The sequence below is a fragment of the Rhodococcus sp. 14C212 genome (genome assembly GCF_011058195.1).
GTDB lineage: Bacteria > Actinomycetota > Actinomycetes > Mycobacteriales > Mycobacteriaceae > Rhodococcus > Rhodococcus aetherivorans.
Genome location: NZ_JAALEH010000104.1, coordinates 1 through 18864, shown reverse-complemented (window position 1 = coordinate 18864; position 18864 = coordinate 1). Strand labels below are relative to the sequence as shown.

Annotated in this window: 15 protein-coding genes and 1 pseudogene; all 16 read left to right on the top strand. The window is 73.4% G+C overall.

Features of this window, described 5'->3' with window-relative positions; all coding sequences use genetic code 11:
- Positions 1–313 precede the first annotated feature (313 nt).
- Positions 314–745 carry a division/cell wall cluster transcriptional repressor MraZ gene (gene mraZ, locus G6038_RS26805; protein WP_010594381.1) on the top strand — a complete coding sequence of 144 codons (432 nt, stop codon included), beginning with the start codon at positions 314–316 and terminating at the stop codon, positions 743–745.
- 256 nt (positions 746–1001) lie between these two features.
- Positions 1002–2012, top strand: coding sequence for a 16S rRNA (cytosine(1402)-N(4))-methyltransferase RsmH (gene rsmH, locus G6038_RS26800; protein WP_165041398.1), 1011 nt, complete (start codon positions 1002–1004; stop codon positions 2010–2012).
- 144 nt (positions 2013–2156) lie between these two features.
- Positions 2157–2903, top strand: coding sequence for a hypothetical protein (locus G6038_RS26795; protein WP_165041402.1), 747 nt, complete (start codon positions 2157–2159; stop codon positions 2901–2903).
- Positions 2900–4813, top strand: a complete 1914-nt coding sequence (locus tag G6038_RS26790; protein ID WP_165041396.1) for a penicillin-binding protein 2 — start codon at positions 2900–2902, stop codon at positions 4811–4813. Before G6038_RS26795 ends, G6038_RS26790 begins: the two co-directional genes overlap by 4 nt.
- Before the next feature lie 236 nt (positions 4814–5049).
- The gene (locus G6038_RS26785; RefSeq protein ID WP_346772931.1) at positions 5050–6633 is read left to right on the top strand and encodes a UDP-N-acetylmuramoyl-L-alanyl-D-glutamate--2,6-diaminopimelate ligase; all 1584 of its coding nucleotides are present in this window, start codon (positions 5050–5052) and stop codon (positions 6631–6633) included.
- Positions 6630–8156, top strand: coding sequence for a UDP-N-acetylmuramoyl-tripeptide--D-alanyl-D-alanine ligase (gene murF, locus G6038_RS26780; protein ID WP_165041394.1), 1527 nt, complete (start codon positions 6630–6632; stop codon positions 8154–8156). Before G6038_RS26785 ends, murF begins: the two co-directional genes overlap by 4 nt.
- Entirely contained in the window at positions 8153–9235 is a 1083-nt protein-coding gene (gene mraY, locus G6038_RS26775) for a phospho-N-acetylmuramoyl-pentapeptide-transferase (RefSeq protein WP_165041392.1), read from the top strand. Before murF ends, mraY begins: the two co-directional genes overlap by 4 nt.
- A 4-nt stretch (positions 9236–9239) precedes the next feature.
- Complete coding sequence (gene murD, locus G6038_RS26770; RefSeq protein ID WP_165041390.1) at positions 9240–10745, top strand: UDP-N-acetylmuramoyl-L-alanine--D-glutamate ligase; 1506 nt, start codon at positions 9240–9242, stop codon at positions 10743–10745.
- The gene (gene ftsW, locus G6038_RS26765) at positions 10742–12250 is read left to right on the top strand and encodes a putative lipid II flippase FtsW (RefSeq protein ID WP_165041388.1); all 1509 of its coding nucleotides are present in this window, start codon (positions 10742–10744) and stop codon (positions 12248–12250) included. The genes murD and ftsW overlap by 4 nt, the downstream gene beginning before the upstream one ends.
- Positions 12247–13401, top strand: a complete 1155-nt coding sequence (murG, locus tag G6038_RS26760) for an undecaprenyldiphospho-muramoylpentapeptide beta-N-acetylglucosaminyltransferase (protein WP_165041386.1) — start codon at positions 12247–12249, stop codon at positions 13399–13401. Before ftsW ends, murG begins: the two co-directional genes overlap by 4 nt.
- On the top strand, positions 13398–14930 hold the full coding sequence (gene murC / locus G6038_RS26755) for a UDP-N-acetylmuramate--L-alanine ligase (RefSeq protein ID WP_165041376.1): 1533 nt from the start codon (positions 13398–13400) through the stop codon (positions 14928–14930). Before murG ends, murC begins: the two co-directional genes overlap by 4 nt.
- Entirely contained in the window at positions 14927–15661 is a 735-nt protein-coding gene (locus G6038_RS26750) for an FtsQ-type POTRA domain-containing protein (protein WP_165041374.1), read from the top strand. Before murC ends, G6038_RS26750 begins: the two co-directional genes overlap by 4 nt.
- 202 nt (positions 15662–15863) lie before the next feature.
- Positions 15864–17060, top strand: a complete 1197-nt coding sequence (ftsZ, locus tag G6038_RS26745) for a cell division protein FtsZ (protein ID WP_165041372.1) — start codon at positions 15864–15866, stop codon at positions 17058–17060.
- On the top strand, positions 17057–17812 hold the full coding sequence (gene pgeF / locus G6038_RS26740; protein ID WP_165041370.1) for a peptidoglycan editing factor PgeF: 756 nt from the start codon (positions 17057–17059) through the stop codon (positions 17810–17812). The genes ftsZ and pgeF overlap by 4 nt, the downstream gene beginning before the upstream one ends.
- On the top strand, positions 17809–18546 hold the full coding sequence (locus G6038_RS26735) for a YggS family pyridoxal phosphate-dependent enzyme (RefSeq protein ID WP_165041368.1): 738 nt from the start codon (positions 17809–17811) through the stop codon (positions 18544–18546). Before pgeF ends, G6038_RS26735 begins: the two co-directional genes overlap by 4 nt.
- Positions 18547–18577: 31 nt before the next feature.
- A pseudogene (locus G6038_RS26730) lies at positions 18578–18864 on the top strand (cell division protein SepF); the annotation flags it as partial.

Below are 18864 nucleotides of genomic sequence, written 5' to 3'. Positions count from 1 at the left end.
CCCCACTTCCGCCCACTCCGGCTCTCGGGACCGCCGAGCAGCGGACGCGACGGACCCGACCAGGGTGTTTCCCGCCGCCGGGTCGCCGTCCTGCGCCCGCGTCCGGCCCACGCGCTGGGGCGCTGCCCGCGCCGTTCGCCGTCGCCCACTTCGCCCCACCTGCCGTGAACTGCGCGCAGTCGAAAAACGGCGCCGCGCGTGGGCGCGTAAGCGGTTGAACGTGGGGGAAAGTGGGGTAGTGTGGGTCGCGGCGGAGGGGTTCCTCCGTCGGGTGGTAGACAGGGTCCGGCCGGGGTGTGGCGGGGGGTGTCGAGTGTTCCTCGGTACCCACACGCCCAAGCTGGACGACAAGGGGCGGCTCACGCTGCCCGCGAAGTACCGAGACGAACTGGCGGGAGGGTTGATGATCACGAAGGGTCAGGATCACAGCCTTTCCGTCTTTCCGCGCGACGAGTTCGCCGCCCTAGCCGAGCGCGCCGCCGCCGCCTCGCGGAGCAATCCGCAGGCCCGGGCGTTCCTCCGGAGTCTGGCGGCGGGAACCGACGAGCAGCGCCCCGACGCGCAGGGCCGGATCACCCTGTCCGCCGCCCACCGCAAGTACGCGGGGCTCACGAAGGACTGCGTCGTGATCGGTGCCGTCAAGCATCTGGAGATCTGGGACGCGGCGGCGTGGGAGCAATACCTCGCCGAGCACGAGGAAGAGTTTTCGGAAGCGAGAGACGAGGCCCTGCACGACATTCTGTGACCGGAACCGCAGCAACGACCGCAGTGCTACCGCGGCGAGTGCCGCGAGGCCTCTGCCCGACAGCGACCCTGACACACTTCCCCAGTGCCAGGTTCGTGAAACGGAACCCTGACGTACTTCCCCAACGCCAGGTTTCCCAGTTCGGACAGAGACCTCGATGCATTCGCCGCGGTCGTATCCGGAGGCGTGACTGCGAACCCCCGACCGAAGCCACGATCCGATCGCCCACGAACCGAGCAGGACAACCGGAGGAAGAATGGCGGAGGGTCAGGACGCGGCGGCAGTTCCGGAGGCCGAGCGTCCGGAGAGCTTCGGTCACATTCCCGTCCTGCTCGACCGCGCCGACGAACTGCTCGGCCCCGCCATCGATGCCGCCGGCCCGGGCGCGATATATGTGGACGCCACCCTCGGTCTCGGCGGACACTCCGAGCACTTCTTGCGTACCTATCCGGGCGTGCGCCTGATCGGGCTCGATCGCGACCCCGAAGCCCTCGCCGTCGCCCGCCGGCGGCTCACGTCGTTCGCCGACCGCACGCAGTTCGTGCACACCCGCTACGACGGCATCGCCGACGCCCTTGCCTCGTGCGGACTGGATCGGGTCGGATCCGTGCATGCGATCCTGTTCGACCTCGGCGTGTCCTCGATGCAGCTCGACGAGGCCGAGCGCGGTTTCGCCTACTCCCGCGACGCACCCCTGGACATGCGCATGGACCCCACCACGGGTGTCACCGCGGCCGATGTGCTCAACACCTACAGCCACGGCGACCTCGCCCGCATCCTCAGCACCTACGGGGAGGAGCGGTTCGCCGGGAAGATCGCCTCGGAGATCGTGCGGCAGCGCGCGAAGACGCCGCTGCGCACGAGCGGGGAGCTGGTGGAGCTGCTGTACCGGGCGATTCCGGCCGCGTCCCGCCGCACCGGCGGCCATCCCGCCAAGCGCACATTCCAGGCGCTGCGCGTCGAGGTCAACGGCGAGCTCGACTCGCTGCGCGCCGCGATCCCCGACGCCCTGGACGCTCTCGCCGTCGGGGGACGGGTGGTGTTCATGTCGTACCAGTCCCTCGAGGATCGCGTGGTCAAGCAGATTCTCACGCCGCTGACGAAGTCGAAGAGCCCGGAGGGGCTCCCGGTGGAACTGCCGGGTACCGGGCCCGAATTGCGGATGCTCACCCGCGGGGCGGAACGGGCGACGGAGCAGGAGATCGAGGCCAATCCGCGTTCGGCGCCCGTGCGCCTGCGTGCCGCGGAACGAATCGCCAGGAGGTAACCGATGACCGTACAGGTGGCAGCACCTGCTCGCCGTCCGGCTCGATCCACGGCTGCACAGCGCGCGTATCAGCGGCGCAGCCGTCGCACGGCGCACCTGACCCCGGACACGGCGGCCCCCGCACCGGCTCGCCGCGCCGGTAGTGTGGCGGCGCGAATTCCGTTCGTGGCTACCATCATCGGTCTCCTCGGCGTGGGCATGGCCGTAACCCTGCTGCTGACCACGCGCGCCGCGGAGGACTCCTACCAGCTCAGCGCCGCACGCGAGTACAACCAGCGCCTGATCCAGGAGCGCGCCGTGCTGCAGCGCGACGTCGAAACCGGCAACTCGGCGCCGGTGCTGGCGATGCAGGCCGCAAAGCTCGGCATGATCCCCACCGGCGAGGTCGCGCGCCTGGTCGTCGGCGGCGACGGCGCGGTGCGCGTGGTGGGAACGCCGGCCCCCGCCCAGGGGGCGCCGGCCGCGCCGCTGAACCCGCCGGCAGCCGATGAGCGGACCCGGAACCAGCTTCCGCCGCTCGCGGGTAGCGCGGGTAGCGAGAATCCGCGGCCGCTGACCCAGTCCGCCGGGACCGACCGGGCCGCCGCGCCGTCGGCCGGCGCCACGGGTGAGGCCCCCACCGCGACGACCCCGAGCGCCGCGCCGTCGGCTACGGCGGCGGTGCCGCCCGGGGCTACGGCGACGGTGCCGCCCGGGGCTACGGCGGCGGTGCCGCCCGGGGCTACGGCGGCGGTGCCGCCCGGGGTTACGGCGGCGGTGCCGGCCGGGGAGCCTGCCGCGGCACCCCCGGACGCCACGCCGTCGCCCGGCAATGCCGGGGCCGCGCCCGGTCAGGCGGAACAATTGGTGCCCGTGACCCCTGCGACGCACGCCGAGGACGGGCGCCGGTGAGGCGAGGGACCCCACCGTCTTCCCGGCCGGTCCGCGGCCGCCCTGCTCCTTCCCGCCGGCCGGCGCCCGCCCGGCGCACCCGCTCGCGGCCGGTCGCCGGCGGAGCGGACACCACCGGGTTCCGGTTCCGCTACCGGTACGGGCGTGCAGTCATGTTCCTGGCCCTCGGGGTCGCAGCCGTGCAACTGCTGTGGGTTCAGGTCGTCCAGGCGCCGCAGCTGACCGCCGAATCGGCCGGCCAGCGCACGACGCGGCTCGTCGAGCCCGCCACCCGCGGCACCATCGCCGACCGGAACGGCAGTCCGCTGGCCTACACGATGGAGGCGAAGGCGCTCACCTTCCAGCCCGTCCGCGTCCGGCGAGAGCTGGACGAGGCGCGCGCCGAGGACCCGACGCAGCCGGAGACCGACGCGTATCTGGAGGGCCTCGCGAAGGCGATCCACGAGGCGCTCGGAGCGGCCGCCCCCGAGGACGAGACCCTCGACAAGCTCCGCAGCGACGAGACGTTCGTCTATCTGGCGCGCGGCGTCGATCCGGCCGTCGCGACCTCGCTCGTCGACGAGTACGACAAGGTGGGTCTCGAACGTCAGGACATCCGGCTGTATCCCGGCGGCTCGCTCGCCGCCAACCTCGTCGGCGCGACGGGCTGGGACGGGCACGGCCTCCTCGGTCTCGAGGACTCCATGGACTCCGTGCTCGCCGGCACCGACGGCTCCTCGACGTACGACCGGGGCTCCGACGGCGCCGTGATCCCCGGCAGCTGGCGCGATCAGCAACCTGCCGTCGACGGTTCCGCGGTGGAACTGACCATCGACTCCGACATCCAGTACTACGTGCAGCAGCAGGTGCAGCGCGCCAAGGACCTGTCCGGGGCGAAGAACGCGTCCGCCGTCGTGCTCGACGCCCGGACCGGCGAGGTCGTCGCCATGGCCAACGACGGCACGTTCGACCCGTCGATCGGGGTCGGCAACAACCCGAAGGACGCCGAACTCGGGAATCCCGCCGTCAGCACCCCGTTCGAACCTGGGTCGGTGAACAAGATCGTCACCGCGGCCGCCGCGATCGAGGACGGGCTCACCACCCCCGACGAGGTGCTGCAGGTGCCCGGCACGATCCGCATGGCCGGCGTCACCGTCAAGGACGCGTGGGACCACGGCGTCGTGCCCTACACCGCCACCGGCGTGTTCGGAAAGTCCTCCAATGTGGGGACCCTGATGCTCGCAGAGCGGGTCGGCGAGGACCGGTTCGCGCAGATGCTCGACCTGTTCGGTCTCGGGCAGCGCACCGACGTGGGCCTGCCGGGCGAGTCCGCCGGCAGCGTGCCGAGCCGCGAACAGTGGTCCGGCGGCACCTTCGCCAACCTGCCGATCGGGCAGGGCCTGTCGATGACGCTGCTCCAGATGGCAGGGATCTACCAGGCCGTCGCCAACGACGGCGAGCGGATCCCGCCGCGCGTCGTCCGGGCGGTCGTCGCACCCGACGGCACCCGCACCGAGACACCCCGGCCGGACCCGGTGCGGGTGGTCAGCCCGCAGACCGCCGCCACCGTGCGCGACATGTTCCGCGCCGTGGTGCAGGACGACACCGGTAACCAGCGCGGCACCGGCACTCCGGCCGCGATCGAGGGATACCAGGTCTCCGGCAAGACCGGCACCGCCCAGCAGGTCGACCCCGCATGCAAGTGCTACTCGAACTCGAACTACTGGATCACCTTCGCCGGGATCGCGCCCGCCGACCGCCCCCGCTACGTGATCGGCATCATGCTCGACGCGCCCACCCGCAGCGCCGACGGCAGCGGCGGACAGTCCGCCGCACCGCTGTTCCACACGATCGCCTCGTGGTTGCTGCAGCGCGAGGGCGTGCCGCTGTCGGCGGACCCGGGCAGCAAGCTGATCCTGCAGGTGGACTGAGCCGCGCGGGTGCGGTCGATCGCCGAGCACGTGTCGGCGGCACCGCCGCCCGTCGGTAACCTGACACGTCGGTACCGTGACACCGCGGTCGAGCCCCGGTGCTCGGGAACAGCGCGGCCGCGGGAGTAGAGGAACGGCAGGAGACACTGCCGCGGAGCGAGAGGAGCCTGGTGCCTGTGCCGTCGAGTCCGGACCCGTCCCCGCCGGGAGGCGGCCTGAGACCCGAGCATCCACCGGTGACGCAGCTCCGCGACCTCGCTGCCGCCGTGGGCGCCTCCGTCGGCACCGTCGCACCGGGCGCCCCGACCGCCGCCGCGGGCATCCCGGTGTCTGTGACCGGCGTCGACCTGCGGGCCCAGGGGGTGCAGCCCGGCGACCTGTTCGCCGCGCTCCCGGGGGCCCGCGCGCACGGCGCCGAGTACGCCGCGGAGGCCCTGGATCGGGGTGCTGTCGCCGTCCTCACCGACGCCGCAGGATGCGAGCGCCTCGCCGCCGTCGTCACCCGGCCCGTGCCGGTGCTGGTCCACCCGGATCCGCGGTCGGTCCTCGGCGTCGTCTCCGCCGCCATCTACGGCGACCCGTCGCAGCACATGCAGGTCGTCGGCATCACCGGCACCTCCGGCAAGACCACCAGCTCCTATCTGGTGGAGGCGGGGCTCGCCGCCGCCGGGCGGGTCACGGGCCTGGTCGGCACCATCGAGACCCGGCTCGCGGGCCGGCGGGTCCCCAGCGCGCTGACCACCCCCGAGGCGCCGCAGCTGCACGCCCTGTTCGCCGCCATGCGCGAGCAGGGCATCGACACCGTGGTGATGGAGGTCTCGAGCCACGCCCTGTCCCTGGGGCGGGTCGCCGGGGTCCGCTTCGCGGTCGGTGCCTTCACGAACCTGTCCCAGGACCACCTCGACTTCCATCGCGACCTCGACGACTACTTCGGGGCGAAGGCCCGGCTGTTCGCGGCGGACTCGCCCGTGCGGGCACACCGTGCCGTCGTGTGCATCGACGACGAGTGGGGCGTGCGGATGGCCGGGATCGCCCGGGCCGCCCACCCCGCGGAGCCCGACGCGGTGCGCACCGTCGCCACCACCGGAACCGCCGACTGGACGGCGACCGCGGTCCGCACCGAGCCGTCCGGCTCCCAGGTATTCACCCTCGCCGGGCCCGACGGCACCGCACGGCGCGTCGCGGTGCGCCTGCCCGGCCACTACAACGTCGCCAACGCCGCCCTCGCCGTCGCGGTGTGCGCGGCGGTCGGGGTCGACGTCGACGCCGCCGCCGCCGGCATCGCCGACGTCGACGTGCCCGGACGGGTGGAGCGGGTCGACCGCGGGCAGGGTTTCCTCGCCGTCGTCGACTATGCGCACAAGCCGGCCGCGCTCGAGGCGGTCATCGCGACGTTGCGCGGCCGGGCAGCCGGCGGCCGGCTCGCCGTCGTCGTCGGTGCGGGCGGCGACCGCGACCACGGCAAGCGGCCGCTCATGGGCGACGTCGGGGCCCGCGGGGCGGACCTGCTCGTCGTCACCGACGACAACCCCCGCACCGAGGATCCGGCGGTCATCCGGGCCGCGCTGCTCGCCGGTGCCCGCGCCGTCCCCGAACAGCAGCGAGGGGAGATCCGCGAGATCGGCGACCGGGCCGCCGCCGTCGAAGCGGCCGTGCGCTGGGCCCGTCCGGGCGACATCGTCCTCGTGGCGGGCAAGGGCCACGAGACCGGCCAGGAGATCCACGGGGTCAAGCACCCCTTCGACGACCGCGAAGTGCTCGCCGCGGCCATCGACCGGTTCGCCGGCGCAGGTAGCGAGCAGTACGGAGGCACCGAATGATCCCGATGACACTGGCCCGCATCGCGGAGGTGGTCGGCGGGACACTGCACGACGTCGACGACCCGGCCGTCGAGGTGACGGGCACCGTCGAGTTCGACTCCCGCAAGGTCACCCCGCGCGGGCTGTTCCTGGCGCTGCCGGGGGCCCGCTCCGACGGGCACGACCACGCCGCCGACGCCGTCGCCGCCGGCGCCGCCGCGGTGCTCGCCGCCCGACCGGTGGGTGTGCCCGCCGTCGTGGTGCCGCCGGTGCCGCCGGTCGAGACCAACTCGCTGGCCTTCGAACACGACACCGACGGCTCGGGTGCCGCCGTCCTCGCCGCGCTGGGCGCCCTCGCCCGCGCCGTGGTCGACGAGCTCACCGCCTCCGGACTGACCGTCGTCGGCGTCACCGGATCCGCGGGCAAGACCTCCACGAAGGACCTGCTCGCCGCGGTGCTCGCGCCGCTCGGCCCGGTCGTCGCCCCTCCCGGCTCCTTCAACAACGAGCTCGGGCATCCGTGGACGGCGCTGCGCGCCACCACCGACACCCGATTCCTGGTGCTGGAGATGTCGGCCCGCGGACCCGGCCACATCGCCGCCCTCGCCACCGTTGCGCCGCCACGCATCGGGGTGGTGCTCAACGTCGGCACCGCCCACCTGGGGGAGTTCGGTTCCCAGGAGGTCATCGCCCGGACGAAGGGCGAGCTCGTCGAGGCCCTGCCGGCCGCCGAGGCGGGCGGCGTGGCGATCCTCAACGCCGACGATCCCCTGGTGGCCGCGATGGCGCCGCGCACCCGCGCCCGCGTGGTGCTCGTCGGCAGCGACCCCGCCGCGCACGTCCGGGCCACCGACGTCCACCTCGACGAGCACGCCCGTCCCACGTTCACCCTCGTCGTGCGCGACGGCGGCACCGAGCGCCGCGCCACGGTCACCCTCGCGGTGCACGGCGAGCACCACATCGGCAACGCCCTCGCGGCCGCGGCCGTCGCCCTCGAGTGCGGCGCGACGCCCGAGCAGGTCGCGACCGCGCTCGGCGGTGCCGGTGCGGTGTCGGCGCACCGAATGGACGTGCGCACCCGTGCCGACGGCGTCACCGTCGTCGACGACGCGTACAACGCCAACCCGGACTCGATGCGGGCGGCGCTCAAGGCGCTGGTGACCATGGCCCGCGCCGGCGACAGGCCGCGACGGACCTGGGCGGTGCTGGGTGAGATGGGCGAGCTCGGTGACGAGTCGGTCGTCGAGCACGACGCCATCGGCCGGCTCGCGGTGCGTCTGGACGTCTCCCGCATCGTCGCGGTCGGCGCGACCCGCCCGGTCCGTGGTCTCTACCAGGGTGCGGTGATGGAAGGATCCTGGGGCGACGAGGCAAGCCACGTCCCCGACGCCGCCGCCGCGATCGAGCTCCTCGAGCGCGAGCTGCGGCCCGGCGACCTGGTGCTGGTCAAGGCCTCGCAGTCCGTCCGGCTGTGGACGGTGGCGGAGGCGATTCTCGCGGGAACGGTGGGCACGGCAGGAACGGAAACGGAGGCCGCACGGTGAGACAGATCCTTTTCGCCGCGGGAATCGCACTGGCGGTGTCGATCCTGCTGACGCCGGTGCTGATCAAGGCATTCTCGCGGCAGGGATTCGGCCAGGAGATCCGCGTCGAAGGACCGCAGAGCCACCAGTCCAAGCGCGGCACACCCACCATGGGCGGCGTCGCGATCCTCGCCGGCCTGTGGGCCGGCTACTTCGGTGCTCACGCGATCGGCCTGGCCTACGAGGGGGCGGAGGGACCGTCGGCCTCGGGTCTGCTCGTGCTGGGTCTGACCACCGCCCTCGGCGGCGTCGGCTTCCTCGACGACTTCATCAAGATCCGCAAGCAGCGCAATCTGGGCCTGAACAAGACCGCCAAACTGGTCGGCCAGCTCGTCGCCGCGGTCGCGTTCGGCATCCTCGCCCTGCAGTTCCGTAACGGCGACGGACTCACCCCGGGCAGCACCCACCTGTCCTACGTGCGCGACATCGCCACGGTCTCGATGGGCGCGGTGGTGTTCATCCTCTTCGTGTACCTGCTCGTCAGCGCGTGGTCCAACGCGGTCAACCTCACCGACGGCCTCGACGGACTCGCCGCCGGGTCGATGAGCCTCGTGCTCGGCGCCTACGTGATCATCACCTTCTGGCAGTACCGCAACTCGTGCGTCGCCGACCCCCGTGCGGGCTGCTACGACGTGCGGGACCCGCTCGACCTGGCGCTGCTGTGCGCCGCCGGCGCCGCCGCGTGCATCGGCTTCCTGTGGTGGAATGCCGCCCCCGCGAAGATCTTCATGGGTGACACCGGCTCGCTCGCCCTCGGCGGCATGCTCGCGGGCCTGTCCGTCACCACGCGCACCGAACTGCTCATGGTGGTCATCGGCGCCCTGTTCGTCGCCGAGGCGGCGTCCGTCGTGATCCAGGTGGCGGTGTTCCGGTCCAGCCGGCGTCGCGTCTTCCGGATGGCGCCGTTCCATCACCACTTCGAGCTCGGCGGCTGGGCGGAGACGACGGTGATCATCCGGTTCTGGTTGCTCGCCGCCATCGCGTCGGCCATCGGTATGGCCCTGTTCTACAGCGAATACCTAGCGGCGATCGGGGACTGACACCGTGACAGACGAACTGCGCCGCCAAGACCTGGACCGACTCCGCGGCGCCCGCGTGCTCGTCGCCGGCGGCGGGATGTCCGGCCGTGCCACCCTCGCCCCCCTCGGCGACCTCGGCGCGTCGGTGACCGTCGCCGACCGCGACCCGCAGGCCCTCGCGCGCTGCCGTGAGCTCGGGGCCGACACCGTCGACCTCGACGACCTCGTCGCGGACGCGTCGTCGCTGCACGCTTATGCGCTGGTCGTGACGAGCCCCGGCTTCGCGCCCGACGCTCCGCTGCTCTCGCACGCCGCCGGCGCCGCCGTGCCGATCTGGGGCGACATCGAGCTGTCCTGGCGCATCGACCGCGCCGAGATCTACGGCCCGCCGCGGCGCTGGCTCGTCGTCACCGGCACCAACGGCAAGACCACGACGACGACGATGCTGCAGTCGATCCTCGAAGCCGCCGGGCTCGCGTCCGTGGCGTGCGGCAACATCGGCCTGCCCGTCCTCGACGCGCTGCGCCGCACGGAACCCCGCGCCGACGTCCTCGCCGTGGAACTGTCGTCGTTCCAGCTGCACTGGGCGCCGTCCGTGCGGCCCGAGGCCGGTGTGATCCTCAACATCGCCGAGGACCACCTGGACTGGCACGGCGGGATGGCGGGCTACATCGACGCCAAGGCGCGGGCGCTGTCCGGCACGGTGGGGGTGCTCGGCCTCGACGATCCGATCGCCGGGGGCCTGCGCGACCGATCCCGTGCCGTCGTCACCGTCGGCTTCACGCTCGGCTACCCGCAGCCCGGTGAGCTCGGCATCAGTGGCGACGTCCTGGTCGACCGGGCCTTCGCCGACTCGGCGGTGCTCGCCTCGGTCGTCGACGTGACCCCTGCCGGGCCGGCCGGCCTGTCCGACGCGCTCGCCGCCGCGGCGCTGGCCCGCGCGATCGACGTACCCGCCTCCGCGGTGCACGACGGCCTGCGCCGGCACCGGGTCGGTCCGCACCGCGCCGCCCCGGTCGGGACCGTCGGCGGCGTGGCGTACGTCGACGATTCGAAGGCCACCAATCCGCACGCGGCCCGCACGTCGCTGTTCGCCCACGACCGGGTGGTGTGGGTGGCCGGGGGCCTGCTCAAGGGCGCCCACGTCGACGACCTGGTGGCGGAGGTCGCACCCCGCCTCGCAGGGGTGGTGCTGCTCGGGCGCGACGCCGACCGCATCGCCGACGCGCTCGCGCGACACGCCCCCGAGGTCCCCGTGGTCCTCCTCGACACGCGCGACGATGGGCAGATGAGCACGAGCGAACCGAGGACGGCCCCGGCTGCGGCGCGCCGGGTGGCGCTTCCGGGCGCGGACGGACCCGCGGCCATGCGGGTCGCGGTGCGTGAGGCGGCGTCGCTGGCGACGGCGGGGGACACCGTGCTGCTGGCGCCGGCCGCCGCGTCGCTGGACATGTTCGCCGACTACGCGCAGCGCGGTCGCGCGTTCGCCGCCGCGGTCGAGGAACTGCGCGGGGGCGGGACGGGGCAGTGAACTCCCCGCAGCCCGCCGACGGGGCGACGCGGAACCGGGTCGGGCTGTGGCTGGCCCGGCCGCTGGCCTCGTTCCACCTGATCGTCACGATCGCGGTGCTGCTCACCGTGCTGGGCCTGGTGATGGTCCTGTCGTCGTCGAGTGTCGAGGCCGTCGCCACCAACGGCTCGGCCTACGGCCTGTTCACCTCGCAGGCGATCTTCGCCGCTCTCGGCCTGGTCATCTTCTACTTCGCCCTGATCCTTCCGGTGCGGGTGCTGCGCCGGTTCTCGTTCCCGGCCTTCGCGGTCACCGTCGTGCTGCTGGTGCTGGTGCTCATCCCCGGCATCGGCACGCTGTCCCAGGGCACCCGGGGGTGGTTCGTCGTCGCCGGCGTGTCGCTGCAGCCGTCGGAGCTGGCCAAGATCGCCATCGCCGTGTGGGGCGCGCACCTGCTGGCGTCGCGCCGCGGCGACCGCTCCAGCACCCGCGAGATGATGGTTCCGCTGGTCCCGGCGACCCTGGTGGTCACCCTGCTGATCATCCTCCAGCCCGACCTGGGCACCACCGTCTCGCTCGCCATCATCGTCCTCGCGCTGCTCTGGTTCGCGGGCCTGCGGCTGCGGGTGTTCCTGACGATCGTCGGTACCGCCGCCGGACTGGCGGTGCTCCTCGCGCTGACCGCCGGGTACCGGTCCGCGCGGGTGCGTGCCTTCTTCAACCCCGGCGCGGACCCGCAGGGCATCGGCTATCAGGCCCGCCAGGCGAAGTTCTCCCTGGCCGACGGCGGGTTCTGGGGCCGTGGCCTCGGGCAGAGCCGCGCCAAGTGGAGCTACCTGCCCAACGCACACAACGACTTCATCTTCGCCATCATCGGCGAGGAGCTCGGCTTCCTCGGCGGCCTGGCAGTGATCGGCCTGTTCGGTCTGTTCGCCTACGCCGGCCTGCGGATCTCGCTGCGTTCGGTGGATCCGTTCCTGCGGCTGCTCACCGCCACCGCCACCACCTGGATCATCGGGCAGGCCTTCATCAACATCGGCTACGTCGTCGGGTTGCTGCCCGTCACCGGTCTGCAGCTGCCGCTGGTCTCGGCCGGCGGCACCTCCACCGCGACGACGCTGCTGATGTTCGGTCTGATCGCCAACGCGGCGCGGCACGAACCCGAGGCCGTCGCCGCCCTGCATGCCGGGCAGGACGGCCGCTTCGGGCGGCTGCTGCGGCTGCCCAAGCCGGAGCAGTACACGCCGTCGCGCGGTGAACCCGTGCAGCTCGACGCCTCCCGGCGCGGGGGGCCCGCCCGGATCGAGGCACGCCGGGCCGACTCCGCCGCCCGGAGCGGCGGCACGGCGGCCCGGGAGCGGCAGACCCCTCGGGGTCGCACGACGCAGGAACGCGGCCGCGGGCAGGGCCGCGCGGCGCAGCCCGCCGCTCCGCGGGACCAATCTCCACGGCAGCCGCGGCGCCGTGCAGGCACGACGACGAACAGCAGAGACGGACGAACCGGAGAGCGAGGAAACCGTAGGTGAGCGGCGAGCAGTCTGCCCTGTCCGTGGTGGTGGCCGGGGGTGGCACCGCCGGACACATCGAGCCGGCCCTCGCGGTCGCCGACGCGATCCGCCGGCTGGTGCCGACGGCGACGATCACCGCGCTGGGCACCGAGCGGGGGCTCGAGACCACCCTCGTGCCGCAGCGCGGCTATCCCCTCGAGCTGATCCCGCCGGTGCCGCTGCCCCGCAAGCTCACCGCCGACCTGGCCAAGCTGCCGGCGCGGGTCCTCGCCTCGGTCCGCAGGACCCGCGAGGTACTCGACCACACCCACGCCGACGTCGTCGTCGGATTCGGCGGCTACGTGGCGCTGCCCGCCTACCTGGCCGCCGGTGCCGGCCCGCTGCGCCGCCGGCGCCGCATCCCTGTCGTCGTGCACGAGGCCAACGCCCGCGCCGGCATCGCCAACAAGATCGGTGCCCTGCGCGCCGAGCGTGTCCTGGCCGCCGTCCCGGGTTCGGGCATCGTGCGCCGCGGCGACGCCGACATCGTCGGCATCCCGGTCCGGTCGTCGATCACCGGGCTGGACCGGGCCGCGCTGCGGGCGCAGGCGCGGGCACACTTCGGGCTCCCCCCGGACGGGCCGGTGCTGCTGGTGTTCGGCGGCTCGCAGGGCGCCCGCTCGCTCAACGAGGCCGTCTCGGGAGCCGCCGGGCCGCTCGCCGCGGCGGGCGTCGCCGTGCTGCACGCCCACGGCCCGAAGAACACCGTCGACGTGCCCGCACGGCCCGAGCACGACCGGTATCCCTACGTCGCCGTGCCCTACCTGACCCGGATGGACCTGGCGTACTCCGCCGCCGACGCGGTGATCTGCCGCTCCGGGGCGATGACCGTCGCCGAGGTGTCCGCGGTCGGCCTGCCGGCGGTGTACGTGCCACTGCCGCACGGCAACGGGGAGCAGGAACTCAATGCCCGGCCGGTGGTGGTGGCGGGAGGTGGAATGATCGTGGCGGACGAGGAACTGACGCCGGCGTTCGTGGCCGACGCGGTGATCCCCCTGCTGCGCGACGCAGCCCGCCTGACCGAGATGGGACGGCGTGCGGCAGGGGCGGGCCACCGCAGCGCCGCCGCCGAGGTGGCGCGGATCGTGCTGGACGTCGCAGGCGTGGACGTGAACAGGAGTGATCGATGAGCGAGCAGCTGCCCCCGCAGCTCGAGCGGGTGCACATGGTGGGTATCGGCGGCGCCGGGATGTCCGGCATCGCCCGGATCCTGCTCGCTCGCGGCGGGAAGGTCTCCGGATCGGACGCGAAGGAGAGCCGCGGCGTGCTGGCGTTGCGCGCGCGGGGGGCCTCGGTGCGCATCGGACACGACGCGAGTGCGCTGGAGCTGCTCGAGGGCGGTCCCACCGCCGTGGTGACGACGCACGCCGCGATCCCCAAGGACAACCCCGAGCTGGTCGCCGCCCGGGAACGCGGCATCCCCGTCCTGCTGCGCCCGGCGGTGCTGGCGGCCCTGATGCGCGGGCACCGCACCTTCCTGGTCGCCGGCACGCACGGCAAGACGTCGACGACGTCGATGCTGGTGGTGACGCTGCAACACTGCGGCTTCGACCCGTCCTTCGCGGTGGGCGGCGAGCTCAACGAGTCCGGCACCAACGCCCACCACGGCAGCGGCGACGTGTTCGTCGCCGAGGCCGACGAGAGCGACGGCTCGCTGCTGCAGTACGACCCCGACGTGGTGATCGTGACCAACATCGAGGCGGACCACCTCGACTTCTTCGGCACGGAAGAGGCGTACGTGCGGGTGTTCGACGAGTTCGTCGACCGCATCGCCCCCGGCGGGCTGCTCGTGGCGTGCCTCGACGACCCCGGCTCGGCCGCCCTGGCGCGGCGGGCGACGACCCGTCGCCCCGACGACCTGCGGATCACCGGATACGGCACGGCGGCAGTGGTGGGCGACCGCGCCGAGGTGGACGGCGTGCCGGTCGGCGTGCGGCTGCTCAACTGGGAGGCCAAGGACGTCGGGGGAGTCGCCGAGTTCCACCTCGCCGACGAGGCGGCGCCGCGCACGGTGCGGCTGTCCGTCCCCGGCCGGCACATGGCCCTCAACGCGCTCGCCGCACTGCTCGCCTCTCTCGAGGCGGGCGCCCCGGTCGAGGAGGCCGTGGAGGGCCTGGCCGGCTTCGGTGGCGTGCACCGGCGATTCCAGTACAGCGGCCGCGAGCACGGCGTGCGAGTGTTCGACGACTACGCCCACCATCCCACCGAGGTCCGCGCCGTCCTCGCCGCGGCCGCGGAACTGGTCGCCGGCGAACCGGTCCGCTACACCGAGACCGGCACCGAACGACCCCGCGTGATCGTCGTCTTCCAGCCGCACCTGTACTCGCGCACCGAGACCTTCGCCACCGAGTTCGGTGCGGCCCTCGACCTCGCCGACGAGGTCGTGGTGCTGGACGTCTACGGCGCGCGGGAGAAGCCGCGTCCGGGCGTGAGCGGTGCCCTCGTCGCGCGATCGGTGTCCAAGCCCGTGCACTACCAGCCGGATCTGTCCCTCGTGCCGCGGCAGGTCGCGCGGCTGAGCCGTCCCGGCGACGTCGTGATCACCATGGGCGCCGGCGACGTCACCATGCTCGGACGCCAGATCCTCGACGCCTTGCGCAGCAAGCCGGGCCGGCTGCGGCCGGGGGCTCCTGCCGGACCGGGGCCGGTCGGGTCGTGACGCCCGCCTCCGCCACCCGCACCCGGCCCCGCCGGGCGGCGCGGCCTGCGCGACGGCCGTCGGGCCGGTCCGTGCGGGTGCGGACCGTGCTGATCGGCGCGGCGGTGGTGGCGGCCGTGCTCGGACTGATCGCGGCCGCCTGGCTGTCGCCGCTGCTGTCGGTGCGCAACGTGGAGGTCGTCGGTGCGACGGCGATCCCGCAGGACGAGGTGCTGGCCCGCCTCGAGCTGGCGGAGGGCACGCCGCTGCTGCAGGTCGACACCGCGGCGGCGGCGCAGCGGGTCGCCACGTTGCCGCGGGCCGCCTCGGTGCGGGTGCAGCGCGTGTACCCGTCCACCGTGCGGGTCACGGTGACCGAGCGGGAGGCGGTGTTCTTCGTCGACGCGCCGGACGGCACCCACTCGCTCGACGCGGACGGGGTGGACTTCGCGGTCGAGCCGCCGCCCATGCTGACCCCGCGCCTCGTCACCCCCGACCCCGGTCCCGGCGATCCCGCGACAGCCGCGGCGATCGAGGTGCTCGAGGCGCTGCCGCCCGAACTGCGCGTCCAGGTGGGCGAGGTGACCGCCCCGTCGGCGTCCGAGGTCTCGCTCACGCTGCACGACGGCCGGGTCGTGGTGTGGGGTGGGGTGGAGCGCTCGGAGCGCAAGGCTCAGGTGGTGCTGCCGCTGCTCACCCAACCCGGTCGGACCTACGACGTGGCGGGCCCCGACCTGCCGACGGTGCGATGACGGCGTGGACGGCGGGCGAGGCACGGGGACGAAAATCGTGACCGCCGTCGGCGCGCCTGCTGGCGGATCGCCGCCACCGTGCCATAGCGTTTCGCAGCAGTCGAGATACTTGACATAACCATCGACCTGTGGTTGAGGGTTTGTCCGTACCTCACCCGATGATGATCGAAGCGTGACCGATTTCTCAGGAAGGCGAGAGCCCATGACGCCCCCGCACAACTACCTCGCCGTAATCAAGGTCGTCGGTATCGGCGGTGGCGGCGTGAACGCGGTCAACCGCATGATCGAACAGGGACTCAAGGGAGTCGAGTTCATCGCGGTGAACACCGACGCGCAGGCCCTGCTGATGTCCGACGCCGACGTCAAGCTCGACGTCGGCCGTGAACTCACCCGGGGGCTCGGCGCCGGGGCGGATCCCGAGGTCGGCCGCAAGGCCGCCGAGGACCACAAGGACGAGATCGAAGAGGTGCTCAAGGGCGCCGACATGGTCTTCGTCACCGCCGGCGAGGGTGGCGGGACCGGCACCGGCGGTGCACCCGTGGTCGCGAGCATCGCCCGCAAGCTCGGTGCGCTGACCGTCGGCGTCGTCACGCGGCCGTTCTCGTTCGAGGGCAAGCGCCGCGGCGGCCAGGCCGACACGGGCATCCAGACCCTGCGCGAGTCCTGCGACACCCTCATCGTCATCCCCAACGACCGGCTGCTGCAGCTCGGCGACGCCGCCGTCAGCCTCATGGACGCGTTCCGCTCCGCCGACGAGGTGCTGCTCAACGGTGTCCAGGGCATCACCGACCTCATCACCACCCCCGGCCTGATCAACGTCGACTTCGCCGACGTCAAGGGCGTGATGTCCGGCGCCGGCAGCGCGCTGATGGGCATCGGTTCTTCCCGTGGTGAGGGCCGGGCCATCAAGGCCGCCGAGGCGGCGATCAACTCGCCGCTGCTCGAGGCGTCGATGGAAGGCGCGCGCGGCGTGCTGCTGTCCATCGCCGGCGGCTCCGACCTGGGCCTGTTCGAGATCAACGAGGCGGCCTCGCTGGTGCAGGAGGCCGCCCACATCGACGCGAACATCATCTTCGGCACCGTCATCGACGACTCGCTGGGCGACGAGGTGCGTGTCACCGTCATCGCGGCCGGGTTCGACGCCGGCACCCCGGCGCGGCGTCCCGTCGAATCGGCCCCGCCGACCACCGCAACGCGCGGCGGCGGCATCGGCGCGGGACGAGCCGGCGACGTCGGCCGCCCGGAGCGGGAGCGGGCCGGGGAGGCGCCGGCGCGCGAGCAGCAGCCCGTCGCGGGCAGTTCGCTGCCGCCGATCGGGTCTGCGCAGCCGGCCCGGCCGGTGGAGGTCGACGAGGACGGCGACGACGACGTCGACGTGCCGATCTTCATGCGCCGGTGACGGTGGCACAGTCGGCTCTCCGGGCGCGGCGGGTCGTCACCACCCGCGCCGGCGGCGTCTCCGCCCCGCCCTACGACTCGTTCAATCTCGGTGACCACGTGGGTGACGACCCGGCGGCGGTCGAGGCGAACCGGCGCCGCCTCGCCGCGGCGATCGGGCAGCCCTACGAGCGGCTGGTGTGGATGGAGCAGATCCACAGCCGCAACGTCACCGTCGTGGACGGCCCCGTCGACGGTCCGGTGCCGGCGACCGACGCCCTGGTCACGCGCGAGCCCGGCCTCGCGCTCGTCACGCTGAGCGCGGACTGTGTGCCGGTGCTGCTGTCGGACGAGGAGGCGGGCGTGATCGCCGCGGTGCACGCGGGCCGGATCGGCGCCCGCGTGGGCATCGTTCCCCGCGTCCTGGACACCATGGTCGAGCTCGGGGCGCACCGCGAGCGCATCGGCGCGTTCCTCGGACCCGCCGCGAGCGGACGCCGGTACGAGGTGCCCGCCGCGATGCAGGCCGACGTGGAGGCGCACCTGCCCGGCAGCGCCACCCGCACCGTGCGGGGCACGCCCGGGCTGGACCTGCGCGCGGGGCTGCGACGGCAACTGCTCGCGCACGGCGTCACGGCGGTCGCGGAGGATCCCCGGTGCACCATCGAGGATCCGACGCTGTTCAGTCATCGCCGTCAGGCGCCGACCGGGCGGTTGGCGGCGGTGATCTGGCTCGAGGCCGTATCGGTCACCGGTGCCGGAGGTGGCCGGTGAGCGCACCGGATCCCGGCGCGCGGCGCGCCGAGATCGCGGACGGGCTGCGGCGGGCACGCGAGCGGCTCGACGCCGCGGCCCGGGCCGCCGGCCGCGACCCGGCGGAGATCGCACTGCTGCCGGTGACGAAGTTCTTCCCGGTCTCCGACGTGGAGATCCTCTACGGGCTCGGGTGCCGGGCCTTCGGCGAATCCCGCGAACAGGAGGCTGCCGCGAAGGTCGCCGAATTCCGTTCGCGTACAACCGATCCCGCTGTCGCGTGGCACATGATCGGCCGGCTGCAGCGCAACAAGGCGCGTGCCGTCGCCCGCTGGGCCCACACCGTGCACTCGGTCGACAGCGTCCGGTTGGCGCACGCACTGGACGCCGGGGCGCGCGCCGCGCTGGACTCCGGCGACCGCGAGACACCCGTGCGGGTGCTGCTGCAGGTCAGCCTCGACGACGATCCGCAGCGGGGCGGGGTGGGCACCGCGGACCTGCCCGCGCTCGCGGACGAGGTCGCGGGGGCCGGCGGGCTCGAGTTGCGGGGCCTGATGGCGGTGCCGCCGCTGGGGTGGGACCCGGACGCCGCATTCGAACGGCTCGCCGGGCTCCACGGCGGGCTGCGCTCCGATCATCCCGAGGCCACCGAGCTGTCGGCCGGCATGTCCGGCGACCTCGAGGCGGCGGTGCGCTGGGGTTCGACATGCGTGCGTGTCGGAACCGCGGTGTTGGGCTCGCGGCCGTTAGCCTGAGTGTCGACCGCCGCGCGAGGAAGGTTGATCCATGAGCTCACTCCACAAGTTCAAGGCGTACTTCGGGATGGTGCCGCTCGAGGAATACGAGGACGACTACCTCGACGACCCCGCGAGCGCCCGCCGTGAGCGCGACCGCGAGTACGACGAGCCGCCGTACGCCGGCGGTGGTTACGGCCCGTCGCACCGCGACGAGTACAAGGCGGCGCGCCGGGAGGACGCCGGCCGCGACTTCGAGCCGGACGGCTTCGATCGCTACGAGCCCCCCGTGCGGTCGGCCCGCGTGGAGCCGATCACGGCCCGCGCGCCGCGCCCGAC